This is a genomic window from Chryseobacterium carnipullorum, assembly GCF_003815695.1.
GTDB classification, from domain to species: Bacteria; Bacteroidota; Bacteroidia; order Flavobacteriales; family Weeksellaceae; genus Chryseobacterium; species Chryseobacterium carnipullorum.
Genome location: NZ_CP033920.1, coordinates 4,356,307 through 4,375,185 on the forward strand (window position 1 = coordinate 4,356,307; position 18,879 = coordinate 4,375,185).

Here is an 18,879-nt window from a genome sequence, read left to right on the forward strand (position 1 = left end):
TTTTTATTTGGACTAATTATAAACATGCTTATCTTTGTCTTGTAATCTTTTGAATTTCAGGAATGGAAAATAATAATACCATAGAGGATAATCATACAGCAGAAGAAAAGAAGCCTTCCAAATGGAAAAGCCTGGTTAAGAAGTTTGGTATTGGTGGAATCATATTCTTCACCGTAAAAGGAATAATTACCTCTACTCTTATGTATTTTCTCGGTAAAAATTTCTGGACCATCATCAGTAATTACTTTACCACCTTATTTGAATAAATATTGGATATATTGATAAAGAAAAGCAGAGATATTTTCTCTGCTTTTCTTTTTTAGGAACTTATTGGAACGGCTATGGTTCGCTATGAATTGGGGATAAAGACCATTTAAAATTTTCAGCTTTACAATGCTATTTTATCCTTATTCGTCTTTCTTTTTTCTCCCCGAATTGACCAGGCTTTGATGCAACAGATACTCGATCTGTCCGTTGACGCTCCTGAACTCGTCATTGGCCCACTTCTCGACCTGTTTGTAGGTAGATTCATCGATCCTGATGACAAAGGATTTCCTGCCTTTGTTTTCGGAGGGTTTTGAAGTTTTTTCCGGTTTCATTCTTTTCTCTTTGCCAGTTTAATACTACTTTTTAATAACGCAAAAGACGCAAAGATTTCGTTTCAATCAACTTATACCCATTCGCAAAAGCACTTCACTCGGCTGAGTTGGGTATGAAATCTACGTATTCATTTTTGATCTTTACTGTATACTCTTGATTTTAGTAAAGAGTTCCTGCATTCAAAATGGGCTGCGCTGCTTTTTCACCGCAAAGCACGACCATTAAATTGCTTACCATAGCTGCTTTTCTTTCGTCATCAAGCTCAACAATATTTTCTGCTGAAAGTTTTTTCAATGCAAGGTCTACCATTCCAACGGCCCCTTCCACGATTTTCGTTCTTGCCGCTACAATGGCTGTTGCCTGTTGTCTTTGAAGCATCGCTCCTGCAATTTCTGAGGCATACGCCAGATGAGAAATTCTCGCTTCCTGAATCACAATTCCAGCCTTTGAAAGTCGGTCGGTAAGCTCCTGCTCTAAAATAGAATTGATCTTATCCCCTCCTTCTCTTAAAGTAATCGGAGCATGATCATCTTCTAAGTTATCGTAAGGAAAACTCATCGCCAAATGACGGACCGCTGCTTCACTCTGCATTCTTACAAAGTCTGAATAACGTTCAACATCAAAAGCCGCTTTATAAGTATCTCCTACTTTCCATACCATTACTACCGCGATTTCAATAGGATTCCCCATTTTGTCGTTTACTTTCAACGTCTGTCCCTGAAGGTTTTCTGAACGTAATGACATTTTCTGTGATGAATACAGAGGATTGATAAAAAACAATCCGTTATCTTTTACTGTTCCCACATACTTTCCGAAGAAGTTCAGTACCCTTGAATGATTGGGTTGAATAATCATCAGTCCCTTCAGAAAGAAGCAGAACAACAGAAAGCAAAGCATCGCAATAATCACCAACGTGATGCTCTGCTCAACTCCGGAAATAAAAAAATAAACAGCTCCGATAAACAGAACCAGACAGAATACTAATGCAAGATAGCCCGACATAGGCTTTAAAACTTTTTCCATGATTGCAATTTTTAATTTGATATTATTATGATATCATAAAGATATGAATAAGTTTTGAATTTTGGTGAGTTTTTTTGTATGAGATTCGAGGTATAGAATTGAAAGAATTCTGTGATGAAATTTATAACGTTTTTAACTACCCCGTCTTTTTACTTTGCAAAAATCCACCCGTTCTTGGAAGGGGAATTTAGGTTGAGATCACTTAGTCGTCTATGTAAATTGAAGGATATTCACTGCTATAATTACTAAATTATTTTCTTTCAGAAATCCGCAGTATTCATAATCGCTGTGTATAAATTTCCCAACGCAGATATTCCTGCCAGAAAAAATCTCTGTATATCTGCTGCTTTTACCTGCACGCTCAGTCTTCTGTATCTTTTTGGCGTCGGATCTCCGATAATGGCATTTTTAAATCCGAAATCAAAAGCTGCTCTGGTGGTAGAATTCAAGCAAACGTCTGTCATCATACTGTGCTTTCCATGTTTCTTTTTTGCTGCGCATTAATTGTTACCAGTAAAGTTATAGTCAGGCATAAAACCAGAATATTTTTGAACAGATTTTTCATATTTTTTTCCGTTTTTAAGCTTTCTGGAACAAAATTAGTGGAGCTCTCGTAACTGACATTTGAACTAGTTCAAAAAACACCTGTCGTATTAGATTTTAATCAAAAAAATATCGGAAAAACCCTGTGTAATTTTAAAAAATAAACCTAAATTACGCTATCTTTTGAAGAAAAAAAGATTCTATTAATGTTGAAAAAACATTAAATTTGCCCACATTGATATTATGGATAAAAAAACACAGACAAAACAGACGGAATCGCCTGATAAAGGCAAAATATTATCTAAGCCACGTATATTTTTCGGGCTTACCTTCATCCTTTTTTCTGTTGTTCTGGCATTTTCGTTCGTCTCTTATTTGATGAACTGGAAAGCAGACCAGAGCCAGGCAGGAACCATGACCGACAAGACGATCAAATCCTCCAATATTTTTGGAAAGGTCGGTGACTGGCTGGGGAATATTTTTATATTCGAAAGTATAGGGATTGCTTCATTTATTATTGCTTTCTTATTTCTGGTTGTGGGAACCCTTATCCTAAAAAAAAGAACATTTAAACCATGGAAAACCATAGGCCATTCTTTGTTTTTTATCTGTTGGCTTCCTATTTTCATGGGGGCTGTCACTAAGGGACAGGGTGTTTTGGGAGGTGTTTACGGATACCAGATCATGGATTATCTTAATGCTATTATCGGTTCGGTTGGTCTTTGGATGGTATTGGCGGCGAGTATTCTTTTGTATTTCATTCTGGAATTCAATCTTCGTCCAAGCTCTATTAAAGCTAAACTGGGTAAGATTAATGACAATACAATCGGTAAGGTTAAATCGATGATGCCGAGTTCAGAGGAGAACTTTGAAGCAGATGAAGAACTTGAAGAGGAAGTTGAGACATCAGCACCAAACGTGACCGTTACAGATGTCCCGAATAATAAAACAAAAGCTAAGGAACAGATTCCGGTTAATGTTCCTAAAGGATTTCCTGAAGTTCAGCCTACCACAGATATAGAAACGATCGTAACACCCAATCATACTTCTTTTGAAGGAGAGGAAAAACCCATCAGCTTAAATCTGAATACAAAACCAGCTGTTCCTACTTCGACTCCGGAACAGGCTTTTGATATGACACCTGTAAGTCCGGCTATCACTCCGGTTCCACCTGTTTCTAAACCACCTCAGGACAACATCAAATTCAATGTAGAAGTAGCCCCTGTTATTGATGTACTGGACGAATCAGACAGAAAATCACAGGAACTTGTAGAAAAGCATGGATTGTATGACCATAAACTTGATCTGGCAGGTTTCCAGATGCCAACGGTAGAATTGCTGAAAGATTACGGGAACGAAGAAATCTCTATCAACCAGGAAGAATTAGAGGAAAATAAAAATAAAATTGTAGGACTTTTAAAGAACTTCAATGTGGGTATTTCTGAGATCAAAGCAACGATCGGACCTACCGTTACTTTATATGAAATTGTTCCGGAAGCAGGAATCAGAGTATCTGCCATTAAAAAACTTCAGGATGATATTGCTCTGAATCTTTCTGCGTTAGGAATCAGAATCATTGCTCCAATGCCAGGAAAAGGAACCATCGGAATTGAAGTTCCGAGAAAAAACCCTACGATGGTTTCGATGCGTTCTGTGATTGCTTCACACAAATTCCAGAATACGGATATGGATCTTCCGGTAGTTTTCGGAAAAACGATTTCCAACGAGGTCTTTATGGCTGACCTTGCCAAAATGCCCCACTTATTGATGGCAGGTGCTACTGGACAGGGTAAATCAGTAGGGATCAATGCCATTCTTACTTCCCTCCTTTACAAAAAGCATCCAAGCGAACTGAAATTCGTGATGGTGGATCCAAAGAAGGTGGAACTTTCACTCTATTCAAAAATTGAAAGACATTATCTGGCCAAACTTCCGGATGCTGAAGAAGCCATCATTACAGATACGAATAAAGTAATCAATACACTGAATTCTCTCTGTATCGAGATGGACACAAGATATGATCTGCTTAAAAATGCATTCTGCAAGAACTTAAAAGAATACAACAAAAAGTTTACAGAGCGAAAATTAAATCCTGAGAACGGACACCGTTTTCTACCGTATATTGTTTTGGTTGTAGACGAATTTGCTGACCTTATCATGACCGCAGGAAAAGAGGTTGAACTACCAATTGCCAGACTTGCTCAGCTTGCAAGAGCGGTAGGAATCCACCTGATTGTTGCTACGCAGAGACCTTCTGTCAACGTAATTACAGGGATGATCAAAGCTAACTTCCCTGCAAGAGCAGCCTTCAGGGTAATCTCAAGTGTGGATTCAAGAACGATTCTGGATTCTCCGGGTGCAGATCAATTGATTGGTAAGGGAGATATGCTTTATTTCAACGGAAACGAAATTTTAAGACTTCAGTGTGCTTTCGTAGATACTCCGGAAGTGGAAAGACTGGCAGAGTACATCGGAGAGCAGAAAGGATATTCATCAGCATTTTTACTTCCTGAATTTGTTTCTGAAGATTCTACCAGTACCGTAGGTGCCTTTGATCCCAACGAAAAGGATGCCCTGTTTGAGGAAGCCGCAAGAATTATTGTCTCTACGCAACAGGGATCTACTTCCATGTTACAGCGACAGCTTAAATTAGGCTATAACAGAGCAGGAAGAATTATGGATCAGCTTGAAGCAACAGGTATTGTAGGTGGGTTTAACGGAGCCAAAGCAAGAGAAGTCATTATCAGTGATCTTCATTCTTTGGAACAGTTTTTGGAAGATTTGCGTAGTTAAAGGGAAAAATGCTTTGATAAGCTGACCTTAGCATTAGAATGTTTAAAGTTTATTAAATAGAAAAATGAGAAATATTATTTCAAAAGTTATAGTCGGAAGTTTAGTGGTAGGAACTGTAGGATTTGTTCAGGCACAGAAAATCGATGCGAAAGCTAAAAAGATTCTGGATGACATCACCGCCAACTACAATTCTAAAAAGAACTCTTACTTCAAGTTTTCTTTTGGAACAGGACTGAATGGACAGGTGAACAAGACAGAACCAGGAATTTATTATTCTGCAGGTGATAAGTATAAGTTGAAAATCATGGATACTGAACAGATTTTTGACGGGAACAAAATCTACAATATCAATGCAGATGATATGGAGGTAACGGTTGCCAAGCCTAATGGAAGCAGCAGCATGTTCTCCCCTATCAATTATCTTACGACCTACAGAAATGATTATAATGTAACGTATAACGGTAAAAAGAACGTCAACGGTGTGAATGCTGACTTCATTAAACTGACGCCAGTAAAATCCAATGGGATACAGTATGTTTACATTTTTGTAGATTCTGTGAAAAAACAGATTGTAAAACTTGAACAACACGGAAACAATAAAGACGTAGCCGTAATTGCTATTAAAGAATATAAGGAAAACCAGACTCTGGACCCTAATATGTTTGTTTTTGACAAGAATAAGTTTAAAAATTACATCATCACTGAACTTTAAAAATAAAAAGTATTAAAAATTATAGAAGCCACAAGTAAACTTTGTGGCTTTTTGATTAATTTTGGCGCATGTTAAAAATACTAGACCGATATATCATAAAAACCTTCTTTGGACCGTTTTTCTTTATATTCAGCGTTTTGTTTTTCATCTTTATTGTAAACATTATCTGGGTTCAGCTGGGGCAGTTCATGGGAAAAGGGTTAAGCTACTGGCAGATCCTGAAACTTCTTTTTTACCTGGGGATCAGCGTTATCAGTATGGTACTTCCACTTACTATTTTGCTGGCAAGTATTATGTCTTTCGGTGAATTTGGAGAACGGTACGAGCTTGCGGCCATGAAAGCGGCAGGAATTTCCCTGACGCGGGTAATGGCGCCCCTCATGGGTGTTGCAGTCGTGCTTGCAGTCATGCTTTTCTTTTTCTCCAATAATATCATTCCGGATTTTCAGAAAAAGGCCAAGAATATGCTTTTCAATATTGCGCAGACAAAGCCTGCCCTTAATTTTACTCCGGGACAGTTCATCGACCAGATTCCGGGCTACATGGTAAAATTTGATAAGATCTATGGTGAGAATGAAGAAAGCATCGAAGGGGTTTTTGTACACAGAAAGGCCAGTACTTATGAAAATCAGCAGTCTATTGTGGCAGAAAGAGGAAAATTCGTTCCTGCAGCGAACAAAAACTTCCTGAAGCTGGAACTTTACAACGGCTATATATTTGAAGATAATTTCGCCGGTAAAAGTGAAAACGTAAGACAGAAACAACCGGATCAGGCAATTAAATTTGACACTCTGGTTTCGCATTTTGATATTGGTGAAATCATTAACAAAGCCATCGAAAAGGAGCAAATTACAGATGACTACCGTTTTCAAACATACGGTCAGCTTAATGAAACCGTTGCTAAAAGCAAAAAAGAGAACCTGACTTTCTTTTCGAATGTAAGTTCCGATGTTCTTAGCCAGACCAATTCTGTAATCACCTATATGGATAAAAATAAATCCAAAGCAGTGGCAAAACCTCAGATCAAACTGGATACCGTAAAGGGAGAAAAAAAGCTTGAAATCATCTATAATTCATATACAAGACTGGAAAACCTAAAAACAACGGCAGCCAGTAAAAAGAATGAGTTCAGCTCCAATATCAAATACTTCAGTAAAGTAGTTATCTACCAGCAGAGAATCATTTCCTATTCTGTAACCTGTATCATCTTCTTCCTGATCGGTGCCAGTCTAGGATCGATCATCAGAAAGGGAGGAATGGGACTTCCCGTAATTATTGCGATCATCATCTTCATTATTTTCTACGTGATGAATCTTGGTATCGAGAATATTTCATGGGGAGGAGGAATGAGCCCTTATCTGGCAGCATGGTTACCCAATCTGATTCTTCTTCCTTTCGGAATCTGGATGACCTATAAAGCGCTTACAGACTCACAGCTGTTTGATGCTGAAAAGTACAAGGCTTTGTTTAAACCCATCACGAAGAGGTTTGTCAAGAATAAAGAACATAAGAGATATCAGTAATTCTTGTTAAAAGATTGAAAATTTAATAATTTAAAGATTATAACAGGCCCGGATTTTTTCCGGGTCTTTTTATTTGCGACGTGGTATCTTATTCCATTTTGAACTAAACGATAAAAAGCTATATTTACAAAAAAATATTAAAAACAATAATTACATGAAGAAAGTATTACTATTTAGCCTGCTTACATTGGGATCTTTCAACGCTTATGCTCAGGAAGACAACACCGATTATGATCTGAGAAACGATGAAAAGTACGGGTATATCATTGATAAAGGAGGAAAAAAAATTGAAGGAATCGTAAGACTGAACGGAGATGCCATGAACCCATGGAGCAATCAGAAAAAAGTAAAATTCGTTGCGGTATCTGACATCGACAAATCTAAAAAGAAGCAGAAGTTCAAGACACTTGATCCGGATGATATTAAGGAATATGTTGCCTTTGACGAAAACAATAATGAAAGGCATTTTGAAATGATCAAATATACCAATACCAAAGAGGGCTTCAATACAGCAACCGGAGGTTTAAGCGGAAACATCAAAGCTTTCAACAACCTTACAAAAAGTAACCAGTTTGCAGAAGTGGTACAGGATGGTAAAATCAAAGTATACAAACTCTACGGCTACCCTACTACATTTTCTGCCGGAGGACAGATTGCAGTCGCTGAAAAGGAAACCGAAAAAATGAGAAATTCCCCATCTTACATTTATTCTAAAAAGGGTGGTAAAATTGAAGAACTCACTTTAGCCAAAGCTAAAATAATCATTGCAGACTGCAGCTATGCCAAAGGAAAATTGACCAGCGGTTCCTATGCATCTCTTAAAAATGATGAAAAGAAAAGATCAGGACTTGGAAGACTGATCAAAAGCCAGATCGATGATGTGATGTCTAATGTACCGGAAATTGTAGATGAAGTGATTACAGATTACAACGAAAACTGTAAATAAAATAAACAAGGAGGCTTTCAATTGAAAGTCTCTTTTTAATAAAACTAAAGAAAAACAGTAACAACCTGATTTTTCACCAAAATCAACAGTGCATCGAGAGAATCTATGAAAATTAGTGCTTACAAATTATCAGTATTCGTGCTTAAATATATTCTTTAAATCATTGACAACACGACCAGTCTCTTAACAAATTTTATCGGGAAATTTTAAAGGGTAAAACAAAAGACTGTCTCAAAAAACAGTCTTTTATATATTTTTTAAACTTGAAAATTACACTTTCATAATTTCAGCTTCTTTGATCTTCAGATGCTCATCACAAAGTTTCACATACTTATCCGTGAACCCCTGGATTTCATCTTCCACACCTTTTACAACATCTTCAGAAACACCTTCCAGTTTTTTAAGTTCTTTCAAACCATCCTGTCTTGCATTTCTTACCGTTATTTTTGTATTTTCTGTTTCTACTTTAGCCTGTTTTGCCAGTTCTCTTCTTCTTTCTTCAGTTAAAGGTGGAACGTTAAGGATAATATTTTCCCCATTATTAGAAGGTGCAAAACCTAAATTTGAATTGATAATCGCTTTTTCAATAGCACCGATAGCCGTTCTGTCCCAAGGCTGAATAGAAATAGTCATTGCATCCGGTACAGAAACGTTAGCAACCTGGTTAATAGGAGTGGGAGCTCCGTAATATTCTACCATGACATCCTGAACCATTGAGGTAGAAGCACGTCCTGCTCTAATTCTTTGAAATGCATGATCCAGGTGCTTCACAGCCCCCTCCATGTCGTGCTTTACAGATTCTAATATAAGATCTAATTCTTCCATTATATAGTTAAAATTTGATAAATTACACATTTTTATAAATGATAATTGATAAATGTAAATAATCCGTAACGAATAATAAGAGATCCGTAATTTCTAAATCTTTAAATTACCTGCAACCTATTATCTGCTACCTTCTACCTACAAATCAACTAAAGTTCCTACATTTTCTCCATCAACGATCTTTTCTAAATTCCCGTCCTTATTCATATCGAATACGATGATCGGCAATTTATTTTCGTGGCTTAAAGTGAAGGCGGTCATATCCATTACTTTAAGGTTTTTAGCATACACTTCGTCAAATGATAATGAGTTGTATTTCACAGCATCTGCATTCTTTTCAGGGTCCATGTCATAGATTCCGTCTACTCTTGTTCCTTTTAGGATCACATCAGCACCAATTTCAATCGCTCTGAGTGTAGCAGCTGTATCGGTAGTAAAATAAGGGTTTCCTGTTCCTGCTCCGAAGATCACGACTCTTCCTTTTTCAAGGTGTCTTACTGCTCTTCTTTTGATGAAAGGCTCAGCCACTTTATCCATTTCAATGGCAGACTGAAGTCTTGTTTTGATTCCTGCATCCTCAAGGGCGCCCTGAAGAGCCATCCCGTTGATCACCGTAGCCAGCATTCCCATATAGTCACCCTGCACTCTGTCCATTCCTTTTGCCGCTCCTGCTACTCCACGGAAAATATTTCCTCCTCCAATGACGATCGCAACTTCGCAGCCTTTTTCTACTACTGTTTTGATCTCAGCAGCATATTCCTGCAGTCTTTCATTGTCTATACCATATTGTCTGTTCCCCATTAAGGCCTCGCCACTCAGTTTCAGAAGGATTCTTTTATATTTCATCTTTAATTTTTAATAAACTTTACCGGAGTAATTTTCTCCGAAATTTGATTTTGCAAATATAATCATTAAAAATATTGAAAAAAGAAAAATATTTACGTAGAAATAATGTCAGAAATATTTTGATAAGTACGAAAAAGGATTATTTTTGCATTAATTATAAATTGAATTGAAGAAAATTGTCATTTTATCATTAATTCTGTCAGGAATTGTTTCTTTTGCACAAACAGGAACAAATGTTTATCCTTTCTTAAACATCCCTGTATCTGCCCGACAGGCTGCCCTGGGCGGTGATGCAATTTCCATCAGAGACCATGATGTTTCCTTTGCTATTGCAAACCCGGCCCTTTTAAATAAAGATTCAGACCAACAGCTTTCTGTGAATGCCGCAGCGTATCTTGCCGACTCTAAATATGGTACGGTATCGTATGCCAGAGATTTCGATAACGGACATATGGCGACGATTAATGCCAGATACATGACTTACGGAAGTATTCCCAGAACCGATGAAAGCGGTTACGAAAATGGAGAATTCAAAGCTTCAGACGTAGCCATTGGAGCCGGATATGCTTACCAGTTTGAAGAAGACTGGACCATTGGTGGGGGCATTAATTTTATCACTTCAAAAATTGACAACTATACTTCTTCTGCCGTTTCGGGGACTGCGGGAGTTACCTACCATAATAGAAAGAACAAAGAAGTCCTTTCCCTTGTCATGAGAAATTTCGGTTTTCAGCTGAAATCTTTTAACGGAACCAGAGAAAATCTTCCTTTCAGAATAGATATGGGATATACCAGAACCCTTAAAGCGATTCCACTGGCCATTACCATTACAGCTCATGATTTGCAGCAGTTTGATATTTCTTCGGAATTTAATATTAACGGACAGGAAGTGGGCTTCGGAAGAAAACTGGCAGACCACTTTTCTATCGGGGCAGAACTTTTCCCGGAAAAAGCTTTTAATATCAGACTGGGATATAATGCAAAAAGAGGAAATGAACTTGCGGTAGCAGACCAGAGAAACTTCTCGGGACTTTCAGGAGGGTTTGGAATTAAACTACGAAGATTCCGAATAGATTATGCTCATGTTCGTTACCATAACTCTTCCAATGTGAACCAGATAGGAGTCTCTATGGACCTTAGCAGCCACGCAGGAGAATAATTCTGAATCCATAATCTTTGTTATAATCAATATTTTTTTCTGCGTTGTCTTGATTTTTTAAAAAAATTCTTGAAATTTGCGGTATGAAAAAACCTGTAATAGCTATCGATGGGTACTCGTCTACCGGAAAAAGTTCAATTTCTAAAATTATTGCCGATAAACTGGGTCTTATACATCTGGACACCGGGGCGCTTTACAGGGGAATTACATGGTTTGCACTACAAAACTGTATGGATGCCAATGATTCCATCAATCTAAAGGAGTTATTCGCTTCATTAGACCAGATTGAACTTGAATTCAGAAATAATGACGGCGAGCTGATTCTTTACCTGAATCATATTGATATTTCAAAACAGATCCGCACCCCGGAGGTTTCCGATAATGTAAGCCTTGTAGCCAAGCAGAAAGAGGTAAGAGATTTTCTTCTCACCTCACAGCGTTCTCTGGCAGAGAAAGGTGGCATTATTATGGACGGACGTGACATAGGGACAGTAGTTCTGCCAAATGCGGACTATAAGTTCTTTCTGACTGCCAGTATTGACGAACGAACCAACAGAAGGTATTTTGAATTGGCAAGCCTGGGAATCCATACAGACAGAGAACAGGTAAAACAAAATCTTATCGGTCGCGACAAGATCGACAGTGAAAGGGAAATCGCTCCTTTGAAGCAGGCGGAAGATGCGACTGTTATTGACAATACATCCCTTACAAAAGAGGAAACCATAGATCTGATTCTATCTCACATTAAAAAGATTTAACACTTTTTAATAGGTGTATCACCTCCTTTGGTATACAAATTGTACATTTAACCGTAGTAAAAAACTAATATTTATTAACTATTAAAAAAGCTAAAAATGTCTAAAAACGGAAAAAATACAGCAGGTATATTGGCAGGACTTCTTGCAGGTGCTGCAGCAGGTGTAATCTTAGGAATGCTTTATGCGCCGGAAGAAGGTAAAGAAACAAGAAAGAAAATCAAAGATAAAGCAGGAGACCTAAAGGATCAGGCTAAAAACAAGTATGGCGAAGTTTCTGAAAAAGTAAAAGATCAGTATGGCAACATCTCTTCTACTTTCAAAGAAACAGCCAATAGTGTAGCCCATACGGTAAAAGATGGATATGATAAATACAAAGATCAGATCGTTTCTAAAACTGCAGACGTAGTAAAGGATGTAGAAGCGGAACTGAATGATCTTAAAAAATAAATAGTTTATTTTTTGAGTAAATTATGGGAAGGAACTTTTTGCACGAAAGTTCCTTTTTTTGTAACTTTAAAAAAAAACAATGATAGAGACTATTAAAGAATATGCATCAAAGAGAATAGATCTTCTGAAAATCGAAGCTACTGAAAAATCCTCTCTTTCTGCGGGGCTCATTACCTACTTTGTAGTGCTGCTAGTTGCTTTTACTTTTTTTATTATCCTTTTTAATTTTGGAATCGCATTTCTTATCGGCAAGGCCCTTGATAATACTTCTTACGGGTTTCTTATTGTCGCCGGATTTTACGTTATCATCATGGCGCTGATTGTTGCTTTTAAAAATAAACTTGTCAATATGGTAGCAGATCAGGTTATTAAATTTTTAAATCATTAAGCTATGGGCAGAAAATACGAAAGCATCGAAGAACTGAGAAGAAAGAAAAAACTGCTTCAAGGAGAGATCAACGATCTTGAAAACTTATTGACCTTTAAAAACACAAAAGAGAGTCTTAGTGCATTCACCAATGGCCTTACAGACCAGTATCTGCAGGAAAAAGTAGATGATGACGGCGATGAAAAAGTAGTTCTGCGTAAGGATGTTATTGCCCGACATCTTACTTCTGAAGTAAAGGATATGTTCATCAATAAACAAACTGCTGTAGGAATTGCAAGTACCGCATTGGGAGGTAATGTGGCGGACAGCCTGATCAAACTGGGCATCACCGCTGTAGTTGGCAATTATGCCAAAAACAATATGAAAAGCTCAAATTGGAAGAAAAAACTTCTGGGGGTAGCCATGATCTACCTCGCTCCTATTGCATTGAAATATGTGAGAAAGAAACTGGAAGTTTATCAGAAGAATAAAAGTGTTTCGAGTCTGGAACAGTTAATATAGAAATTAGAAGCTAGAGGTTAGAAATTAGTTGATGAAAGTCGAATTGCCATTATTGGTTTTTAAGAGTAATCTAATTTCAATAATGAGAATGTTTTTATTCAATAAAAACCTTTAAACTCTAGCTTCTCATCTCTAATTCCTATTTACATCTGGAAAATAACTGACCCAAAATAATACCCGCTGCCATAGAAACATTCAGGCTTTCTGTCGACTGGGATTTTCCAAATCTCGGAATAGTAATGCACTTTTGAAGAAGCTTCTCCGTTTCAGGCCGCATACCATTTCCTTCATTACCGAGAATCAGATTTATTTTTTCAGGTCTTTCAAAAGTATAAATATTTTCCCCTTCCATATCTGTTCCTACATTGATATTCTCTGTTTTTGAAAGATAGTCAACCAGATTAGTATACACCACATTAACCCGGGTGAAAGAGCCCATCGTAGCCTGAATTACTTTAGGATTATAAACGTCTACCGTATCCTCACTGCAAATAATCTGTTCTATTCCGAACCAGTCTGCCAAACGGATAATCGTTCCCAGATTTCCTGGATCCTGAAGGCCATCTAAAACAAGCTGTACATCTTTATCATCATTTCTGGCTTCTTTCGGAAGATAACATACTGCCACTGAATCTTTAGGTGTTTTAAGAAAGCTGATTTTTTTCAGTTCATTTTCAGTAATCCCAATAACAGGAATATTGGTACGGTCCAGTTTTTGCGGATCGGTAGAAAATATTTCTTTAACTTTAAAATTAGATTGAGGAAGTTCACTGATGATTTTATTACCTTCAACCAAAAACAAATTGTATTTTTGTCTGAACTTCTTTTTATCTAAAGACTGTAAAATTTTTATTGTATGAGCTGTAAGCATTATATGAATTCTCCTCAAAAATATTATAAAATTATCTCATTTGCAACATTTGTTGGTCTCCTTTATGCCTGCAGTACAACAAAAAAAGTTCCGGACGGTGAATATCTGCTTACTAAGAACAACTTTGAGTTTGAAGACAGGAAAGAATCTGTTGATGAAGAACTGAAAGATTACGTTCAGCAAAAACCTAATAAAAAGCAACTTCTGTTCGCCCCACTAAGTTTAGGATTTTACAATATGGCCAATCCTAAATATGATACTTTACTCAATGAGTACATGACCTACCCCAGCGAAATGAGAAATCAGAAGCTGCGAGATTCACTTTTCCTTAAATACAATATGAAAAACAGTGTCGGAAAAACATTGTTTTTAGACCGTTTACTTCACAGTTGGGGAACTCCGCCCGTAATTCTGGACCAGACCAGAAGTGAAAAAAGCACGGAATCTATTGAAAAAAGACTTATTTACAGAGGTTTTTGGGATGCCGATGTAAAAGTAAAACATGATCTTGATTCTGCATCCAAGAAGGCCACTGTTGATTATATCATTAAGCATAATGATCCCACTTATATAAAAGATTATTACTATAATATTACAGACCCTACGATCAAAGGTCTTTACTGGCAGAAACTCGACAAAAGTCTTATAAGATCCGGACAAAGGCTTGATCAGACCGTTCTTGAAAAAGAAGTCATGAGGATTACCGATTTGATGCGTGAAAACGGATACTATAGATTTAACAGTTCCAATGAAGAGATTTATTTCGTAGCAGATTCTCTGAAAAGTAAAAAAAAGGTTCCCCTTACCCTGGAGATCCATAAAGATTCTGCAGACCACCCTTATAAAGTAGCCACTATAGGCAATATAGATGTGGCCATCGTCAACGAGGCTGGCGATTTTCCTAAAAACACCATCAAAGACAGCTTAAGAAGAATAAGATTCCACAAAATGGACAACAGTTACAAAACTTCTTCTTTATGGAGAGCTGTAATTGTGGACAGTAAAAAAGTATACGATCAAAAGAATCTGGATCTTACCAAGAGGAATTTCATCGCGATGAATAATTTCAGTATCCTGAAAGCAAGAGACTCTCTGAGAAGAGGCGGGATGACTGCACCTAATGACAGCATCGTTGATATTCTTTATGTATTGAAACCTCTTCCAAAATACGAGCTTAAACTTGGAACAGATATCAATTATTCCCAGCTTCTGAATCTTGGAGTATCCCCTTCTGTAGATCTTACCACAAGAAACCTTTTTAAAGGAGCAGAAAACCTTTCTACAAGTCTTTCAGGAACATTCGGATCCATCAGAAGTACAAAAAATATAGATAAAAGAGAAGTAGCCTACGAAATTTCAGCTCAGGCATCCCTTAATTTCCCTAGACTATTACTTCCATTTGATTACTATAAATTACTTCCGAAAAGGTACACTCCCACTTCATCCATTCTTTTGGGAGCATCATTACAGAATAACATCGGTTTGGGAAGAATTAACTTTAATACTGGATTGAATTACCAGGCCAATGTTAATGATCAGGTATCGCACAGGCTTACCCTTTTCAATACCCAGATCAGTCTTACGAAAAATAAAGATGCCTATTACGACTATTTTGCCAATGATGAGCTTATCAGAAGAGATATGTTTGCCAGCTACTTCGCCACTAAACCACCAGAGCTTGAACAACAGTTTACGTCCGGACAGCTTTCTATTGATGCTGTTTCCGAGATGATTCTGAAAGACCTCAACTACATCACTACACTGGATAAGAAAGGGCAGGATCTTATTTTAGCATTTATGGGATCACTGGTAAACAAAGACAGACAAACCCAGGATATTATTATCTCTTCAATGATCTATAATTTCGTTTATAACGAGATTGGTAAAAAAGATTATCCGAACGCTTTCTATTTTAATGGAAAAGTAGAGCTTGCAGGGAATATTTTAAGCATATTCAATCAAAAAAGAGATGCCGGAGGTGTTGTAGCAAGCCCACAAAGGACGATCTTCGGAATCCCTTATGCCCAGTTTGTAAAGTTTGATATTGATACCCGAAAATATTTTAAATTTAATGGCAATCAGACATTAGTTTTGCGTCAGTTCATTGGAGTGGGTATTCCTTACGGGAATTCTCAAGATATGCCTGTTATCAAGTCTTATTTCAACGGTGGATCCAATGACATCAGAGCATGGGTAGCATTTGGCGGACTTGGTCCTTCAGACTCTCAGGTCGATGAAAGAGTTCGTACCTATATGACAAACAACGTAAAACTAACGACCAATATAGAATACAGAATTCCATTTAATGAAATGTATGAAGGTGCCCTATTTACCGATATCGGAAACACCTGGAGCATTAGAAAAGCTGGCGATGGCGGCAGCTATGGAGATGAATTTAAATTCAATAAATTCTTGGGACAGATGGGAATCGGAAGTGGATTCGGATTAAGAGTCAATGTGGCTTATATTACCTTCAGACTTGACTTAGCGTATAAGATATATGATCCAAATAAACCTGATGGAGACCGATGGAGATTTAAGAATTTCCAGCCCTTCAAACCCACTCTGAATATCGCATTCGGATATCCTTTCTAATCCGGAGAAATTCCCAATATGAAATAGACTACAGCAATCACTCTGGCGAGCACTTCTCTGGCTTGATTCCTGTAGTAGCTTTCAGGTTTTGTGACATCCTGAGCGTCAAATCCAAGGGCATTCATATTGTTGTTTCTTGCAAAAAACAGCGCCCGGAGATTGTGAAAGCCCTGTGAAACAATGATCACATCCTTCTTTTTATAGATATCTTTACAGCGGAGAATACTTTTATAGGTGTTAAATCCTTTAGGATCTTCTACAATGATGTCACCGGGAACCCCTTCCTGATTCACAAGGTAATTTTTCATCGCAGCAGGCTCATTATATCCCTGACTTTTCTCTCCGCTTACAATGATTTTTTTAATTTTTCCATGATGATACAAAAGGGCGGCAGCATCCATTCTCTTGGTAAAATAGGGATTGGATAAGCCCGATCTCATCTTGGGAGAAGTTCCCAGAACCAGTGCTACTTCACGCGGAGGGATTTTTGAGATCTTGGTATAGGTACGTCCGTTTGTAAGCCCGAAAACCCAGGCATTACACAAACATATCACCAGAATTCCTATTTCTGCTGATATAAAAGTTAAGTTAAATATGTTCCTGATAATTCTCAACTAAGGTCAAAGTTAAGTTTTATTTTCTTACTTTTTACAATGGACATACACGCTAATATTTTTCCCTGTGCCTCTTCCTTTTCCGTCAGATATTCATTTTCCAGAAGTTCTACTTCTCCTTCTTCAAGATAACATTCGCAGCTTCCACAGATTCCGGATTTACATGAATAAGGAACCGGAAATTTCTGAATCAAAAGCTGTTGCAGGATTTTCTCTTTATTATCGGGAAGATGGGTTTCATATGCTTTACCAAGCATCTTAAACACGACTTCTACATTCTCAATCAGGGGAAATTCTTTTTCTACAGGATAAATATCGTCATTATATTCTTCAAAAAGCTCAAAATGGATATTCTTTTTCGGAATTCCATGGTGATAGCACGCATTGGCCAGCGATTTTATCATTTCTCCCTTCCCACAGATCAGCACTTCATCTACGGCATCCCAGATGGTAGATTCCTCGTCAGTATCATCCAGATGCAGAATTTGATTGATGATCAGATTGAGTTTCTTTTCATCCAGCCTTCCGAAAAAAAACTGGTCCTTTGTTTTTTCCTGTGAAAAAAAGTAAAAGATTTGCAGCCTTTCGCCCCAGATTTTAGCAAGATGATCTAATTGTTGTCTATAGATAAGCTCCTCAGAACTTTTATTTCCAAAGAATAAAAAAAGTCTGGTGCGGGGTTCTGTATGAAGAATATTTTTGAAATGACTTAAGATCGGCGTAATTCCTATTCCTGCCGCAAAAGCAACGATGGTTCTGAACTCGCTGGGTTTGGAAACCAGGGTAAATCTTCCGGAAGGCTCTCCAACCATCAGCTCGTCTCCAACATTGTAATTCCTGAACAATTCTGAGGTAGCTCCTTTGGATGAGTTGACCTTAATTCCAAGGCTTATCTTCTTTTCATACGGCGCAGATGTCATTGAATAATCATTAATGACTTCCTGTCCGTTGGCGATAAATTTTATACTTACGTACTGCCCTGCTTCAAACTTGAAATTCTCCTGCAAATTCCCGGGAATATCGAATTCCAGAGAAAAAGTATTTTTGGTCAGTTGTTCCTTTTTCGTTACTTTTAACGGATGAAACTGTATCAGTTTCCCTTTATAGATTTGTTGTTCCATACTTCAATTCAAAAATAGTCAAAAAATAATTTATGAAGAAGATAATTTTATCAACCCTTATTCTTACCGCTCTTTACAGTTGTAAAAAAGAAGGCCAGAAAGTGGAAAATACTTCTGTGGCAGACTCGGCTTCAGTAACGAAAAATACAGTTTCTGCAAAAAGCACTTCTATTTCAAAAGAATTTTCTCCTGAAGACCTTGGGAAATATTTAGCACAAAAAAATGACACTTTATATGTAACCAATTTTTTCGCGACCTGGTGTGGACCTTGTATGAGAGAGATCCCTCATTTTAAGAAAAAAATGGAAGAACTGAAGGGTAAACCGGTGAAATTTACGTTTATCAACCTTGACGATAAATCTGAATGGAACCGTTCTGTGAAAAAATTTGCAGACGAAAACAATCTTGCCTCCAATATTATTCTTTTAGACGGACAGAAATTAGATCCAACTTTTTTTAAAGCTAATTTCAAGCAGTGGGACGGTGGCTCAATTCCTTTTACTTATTTAAGAAAAGGGGATAAAACCGATGAATATTTGGGTATGATGACCGAAGAAACATTGAATTCTAAAGTTGAAGCTCTTTTAAAATAAACGATCCAGATTCTTTCTGAA

The 18,879-nt window shown here is 37.3% G+C and carries 20 protein-coding genes; 12 read left to right on the forward strand and 8 right to left on the reverse strand.

Annotated elements, in window-relative coordinates:
• Positions 1-62 precede the first annotated feature (62 nt).
• On the forward strand, positions 63-266 hold the full coding sequence (locus EG346_RS19910) for a hypothetical protein (protein WP_073331143.1): 204 nt from the start codon (positions 63-65) through the stop codon (positions 264-266).
• A 141-nt stretch (positions 267-407) separates the two neighbouring features.
• Here EG346_RS19910 and EG346_RS19915 read toward each other — a convergent pair whose 3' ends face one another.
• The 3 genes from EG346_RS19915 to EG346_RS19925 form a co-directional block, all read right to left on the reverse strand.
• Positions 408-599 (reverse strand): type II toxin-antitoxin system antitoxin, encoded by a 192-nt coding sequence (locus EG346_RS19915; RefSeq protein ID WP_123881051.1) that lies wholly within the window; start codon positions 597-599, stop codon positions 408-410.
• Between the two features lie 160 nt (positions 600-759).
• Positions 760-1,623, reverse strand: coding sequence for an SPFH domain-containing protein (locus EG346_RS19920; RefSeq protein WP_073331150.1), 864 nt, complete (start codon positions 1,621-1,623; stop codon positions 760-762).
• Between the two features lie 260 nt (positions 1,624-1,883).
• Entirely contained in the window at positions 1,884-2,090 is a 207-nt protein-coding gene (locus EG346_RS19925; protein WP_123881054.1) for a cysteine hydrolase family protein, read from the reverse strand.
• 319 nt (positions 2,091-2,409) lie between these two features.
• Here EG346_RS19925 and EG346_RS19930 point away from each other — a divergent pair, with 319 nt between their 5' ends.
• The 4 genes from EG346_RS19930 (at position 2,410) to EG346_RS19945 (ending at position 8,140) form a co-directional block, all read left to right on the forward strand.
• Entirely contained in the window at positions 2,410-4,959 is a 2,550-nt protein-coding gene (locus EG346_RS19930) for an FtsK/SpoIIIE family DNA translocase (RefSeq protein ID WP_123881056.1), read from the forward strand.
• 64 nt (positions 4,960-5,023) lie between these two features.
• Complete coding sequence (locus tag EG346_RS19935; protein WP_073331158.1) at positions 5,024-5,671, forward strand: outer membrane lipoprotein periplasmic chaperone LolA1; 648 nt, start codon at positions 5,024-5,026, stop codon at positions 5,669-5,671.
• 68 nt (positions 5,672-5,739) lie between these two features.
• Positions 5,740-7,194, forward strand: a complete 1,455-nt coding sequence (locus EG346_RS19940) for an LptF/LptG family permease (RefSeq protein ID WP_073331161.1) — start codon at positions 5,740-5,742, stop codon at positions 7,192-7,194.
• 154 nt (positions 7,195-7,348) lie between these two features.
• A complete protein-coding gene (locus EG346_RS19945; protein ID WP_123881058.1) occupies positions 7,349-8,140 on the forward strand; it encodes a hypothetical protein in 792 nt (263 codons plus the stop codon).
• Positions 8,141-8,410: 270 nt separating this feature from the next.
• Here the strand turns inward: EG346_RS19945 and frr are convergent, their stop codons facing one another.
• Both frr and pyrH read right to left on the reverse strand, forming a co-directional pair.
• Positions 8,411-8,965 (reverse strand): ribosome recycling factor, encoded by a 555-nt coding sequence (gene frr / locus EG346_RS19950; RefSeq protein WP_073331168.1) that lies wholly within the window; start codon positions 8,963-8,965, stop codon positions 8,411-8,413.
• 138 nt (positions 8,966-9,103) lie between these two features.
• Entirely contained in the window at positions 9,104-9,811 is a 708-nt protein-coding gene (gene pyrH / locus EG346_RS19955; RefSeq protein WP_073331171.1) for a UMP kinase, read from the reverse strand.
• Positions 9,812-9,977: 166 nt separating this feature from the next.
• Here pyrH and porQ point away from each other — a divergent pair, with 166 nt between their 5' ends.
• The 5 genes from porQ to EG346_RS19980 all read left to right on the forward strand — a co-directional run bounded on the left by porQ (position 9,978) and on the right by EG346_RS19980 (position 13,064).
• Positions 9,978-10,970, forward strand: a complete 993-nt coding sequence (gene porQ / locus EG346_RS19960) for a type IX secretion system protein PorQ (RefSeq protein ID WP_123881060.1) — start codon at positions 9,978-9,980, stop codon at positions 10,968-10,970.
• An 83-nt stretch (positions 10,971-11,053) separates the two neighbouring features.
• Entirely contained in the window at positions 11,054-11,728 is a 675-nt protein-coding gene (cmk, locus tag EG346_RS19965) for a (d)CMP kinase (protein WP_073331177.1), read from the forward strand.
• Positions 11,729-11,824: 96 nt separating this feature from the next.
• Positions 11,825-12,175 (forward strand): YtxH domain-containing protein, encoded by a 351-nt coding sequence (locus EG346_RS19970; RefSeq protein ID WP_073331180.1) that lies wholly within the window; start codon positions 11,825-11,827, stop codon positions 12,173-12,175.
• A 79-nt stretch (positions 12,176-12,254) separates the two neighbouring features.
• Positions 12,255-12,563, forward strand: coding sequence for a phage holin family protein (locus EG346_RS19975; RefSeq protein WP_073331184.1), 309 nt, complete (start codon positions 12,255-12,257; stop codon positions 12,561-12,563).
• Between the two features lie 3 nt (positions 12,564-12,566).
• On the forward strand, positions 12,567-13,064 hold the full coding sequence (locus EG346_RS19980; RefSeq protein WP_073331187.1) for a phosphoribosyl-ATP pyrophosphatase: 498 nt from the start codon (positions 12,567-12,569) through the stop codon (positions 13,062-13,064).
• Between the two features lie 139 nt (positions 13,065-13,203).
• On the opposite strand, the gene EG346_RS19985 is transcribed toward EG346_RS19980, so the two are convergent.
• Complete coding sequence (locus EG346_RS19985; protein ID WP_123881062.1) at positions 13,204-13,935, reverse strand: TrmH family RNA methyltransferase; 732 nt, start codon at positions 13,933-13,935, stop codon at positions 13,204-13,206.
• Between EG346_RS19985 and tamL the strand changes: the two genes are divergently transcribed.
• Complete coding sequence (gene tamL, locus EG346_RS19990; protein ID WP_123881064.1) at positions 13,921-16,530, forward strand: translocation and assembly module lipoprotein TamL; 2,610 nt, start codon at positions 13,921-13,923, stop codon at positions 16,528-16,530. The two genes, EG346_RS19985 and tamL, sit on opposite strands and share 15 nt — an antisense overlap.
• Here the strand turns inward: tamL and EG346_RS19995 are convergent.
• Positions 16,527-17,084, reverse strand: coding sequence for a SanA/YdcF family protein (locus tag EG346_RS19995; protein ID WP_394343269.1), 558 nt, complete (start codon positions 17,082-17,084; stop codon positions 16,527-16,529). The two genes, tamL and EG346_RS19995, sit on opposite strands and share 4 nt — an antisense overlap.
• Positions 17,085-17,140: 56 nt before the next feature.
• Entirely contained in the window at positions 17,141-18,265 is a 1,125-nt protein-coding gene (locus EG346_RS20000; protein WP_073331195.1) for a ferredoxin--NADP reductase, read from the reverse strand.
• Between the two features lie 32 nt (positions 18,266-18,297).
• On the opposite strand from EG346_RS20000, the gene EG346_RS20005 reads away from it, so the two are divergent.
• On the forward strand, positions 18,298-18,858 hold the full coding sequence (locus EG346_RS20005) for a TlpA family protein disulfide reductase (RefSeq protein WP_123881067.1): 561 nt from the start codon (positions 18,298-18,300) through the stop codon (positions 18,856-18,858).
• Positions 18,859-18,879 lie beyond the last annotated feature (21 nt).

Bases quoted from the DNA above. Each gene is read 5' to 3' on its own strand.
- EG346_RS19940 (WP_073331161.1), top strand. From the start codon at position 5,740: ATGTTAAAAATACTAGACCGATATATCATAAAAACCTTCTTTGGACCG.
- EG346_RS19970 (WP_073331180.1), top strand. From the start codon at position 11,825: ATGTCTAAAAACGGAAAAAATACAGCAGGTATATTGGCAGGACTTCTT.
- tamL (WP_123881064.1), top strand. From the start codon at position 13,921: ATGAGCTGTAAGCATTATATGAATTCTCCTCAAAAATATTATAAAATT.
- EG346_RS19920 (WP_073331150.1), bottom strand. From the start codon at position 1,623: ATGGAAAAAGTTTTAAAGCCTATGTCGGGCTATCTTGCATTAGTATTC.
- frr (WP_073331168.1), bottom strand. From the start codon at position 8,965: ATGGAAGAATTAGATCTTATATTAGAATCTGTAAAGCACGACATGGAG.
- EG346_RS19975 (WP_073331184.1), top strand. From the start codon at position 12,255: ATGATAGAGACTATTAAAGAATATGCATCAAAGAGAATAGATCTTCTG.
- pyrH (WP_073331171.1), bottom strand. From the start codon at position 9,811: ATGAAATATAAAAGAATCCTTCTGAAACTGAGTGGCGAGGCCTTAATG.
- EG346_RS19925 (WP_123881054.1), bottom strand. From the start codon at position 2,090: ATGATGACAGACGTTTGCTTGAATTCTACCACCAGAGCAGCTTTTGAT.
- EG346_RS19945 (WP_123881058.1), top strand. From the start codon at position 7,349: ATGAAGAAAGTATTACTATTTAGCCTGCTTACATTGGGATCTTTCAAC.
- EG346_RS19930 (WP_123881056.1), top strand. From the start codon at position 2,410: ATGGATAAAAAAACACAGACAAAACAGACGGAATCGCCTGATAAAGGC.
- EG346_RS20000 (WP_073331195.1), bottom strand. From the start codon at position 18,265: ATGGAACAACAAATCTATAAAGGGAAACTGATACAGTTTCATCCGTTA.
- EG346_RS20005 (WP_123881067.1), top strand. From the start codon at position 18,298: ATGAAGAAGATAATTTTATCAACCCTTATTCTTACCGCTCTTTACAGT.
- EG346_RS19935 (WP_073331158.1), top strand. From the start codon at position 5,024: ATGAGAAATATTATTTCAAAAGTTATAGTCGGAAGTTTAGTGGTAGGA.
- EG346_RS19985 (WP_123881062.1), bottom strand. From the start codon at position 13,935: ATGCTTACAGCTCATACAATAAAAATTTTACAGTCTTTAGATAAAAAG.
- EG346_RS19980 (WP_073331187.1), top strand. From the start codon at position 12,567: ATGGGCAGAAAATACGAAAGCATCGAAGAACTGAGAAGAAAGAAAAAA.
- EG346_RS19915 (WP_123881051.1), bottom strand. From the start codon at position 599: ATGAAACCGGAAAAAACTTCAAAACCCTCCGAAAACAAAGGCAGGAAA.
- cmk (WP_073331177.1), top strand. From the start codon at position 11,054: ATGAAAAAACCTGTAATAGCTATCGATGGGTACTCGTCTACCGGAAAA.
- EG346_RS19910 (WP_073331143.1), top strand. From the start codon at position 63: ATGGAAAATAATAATACCATAGAGGATAATCATACAGCAGAAGAAAAG.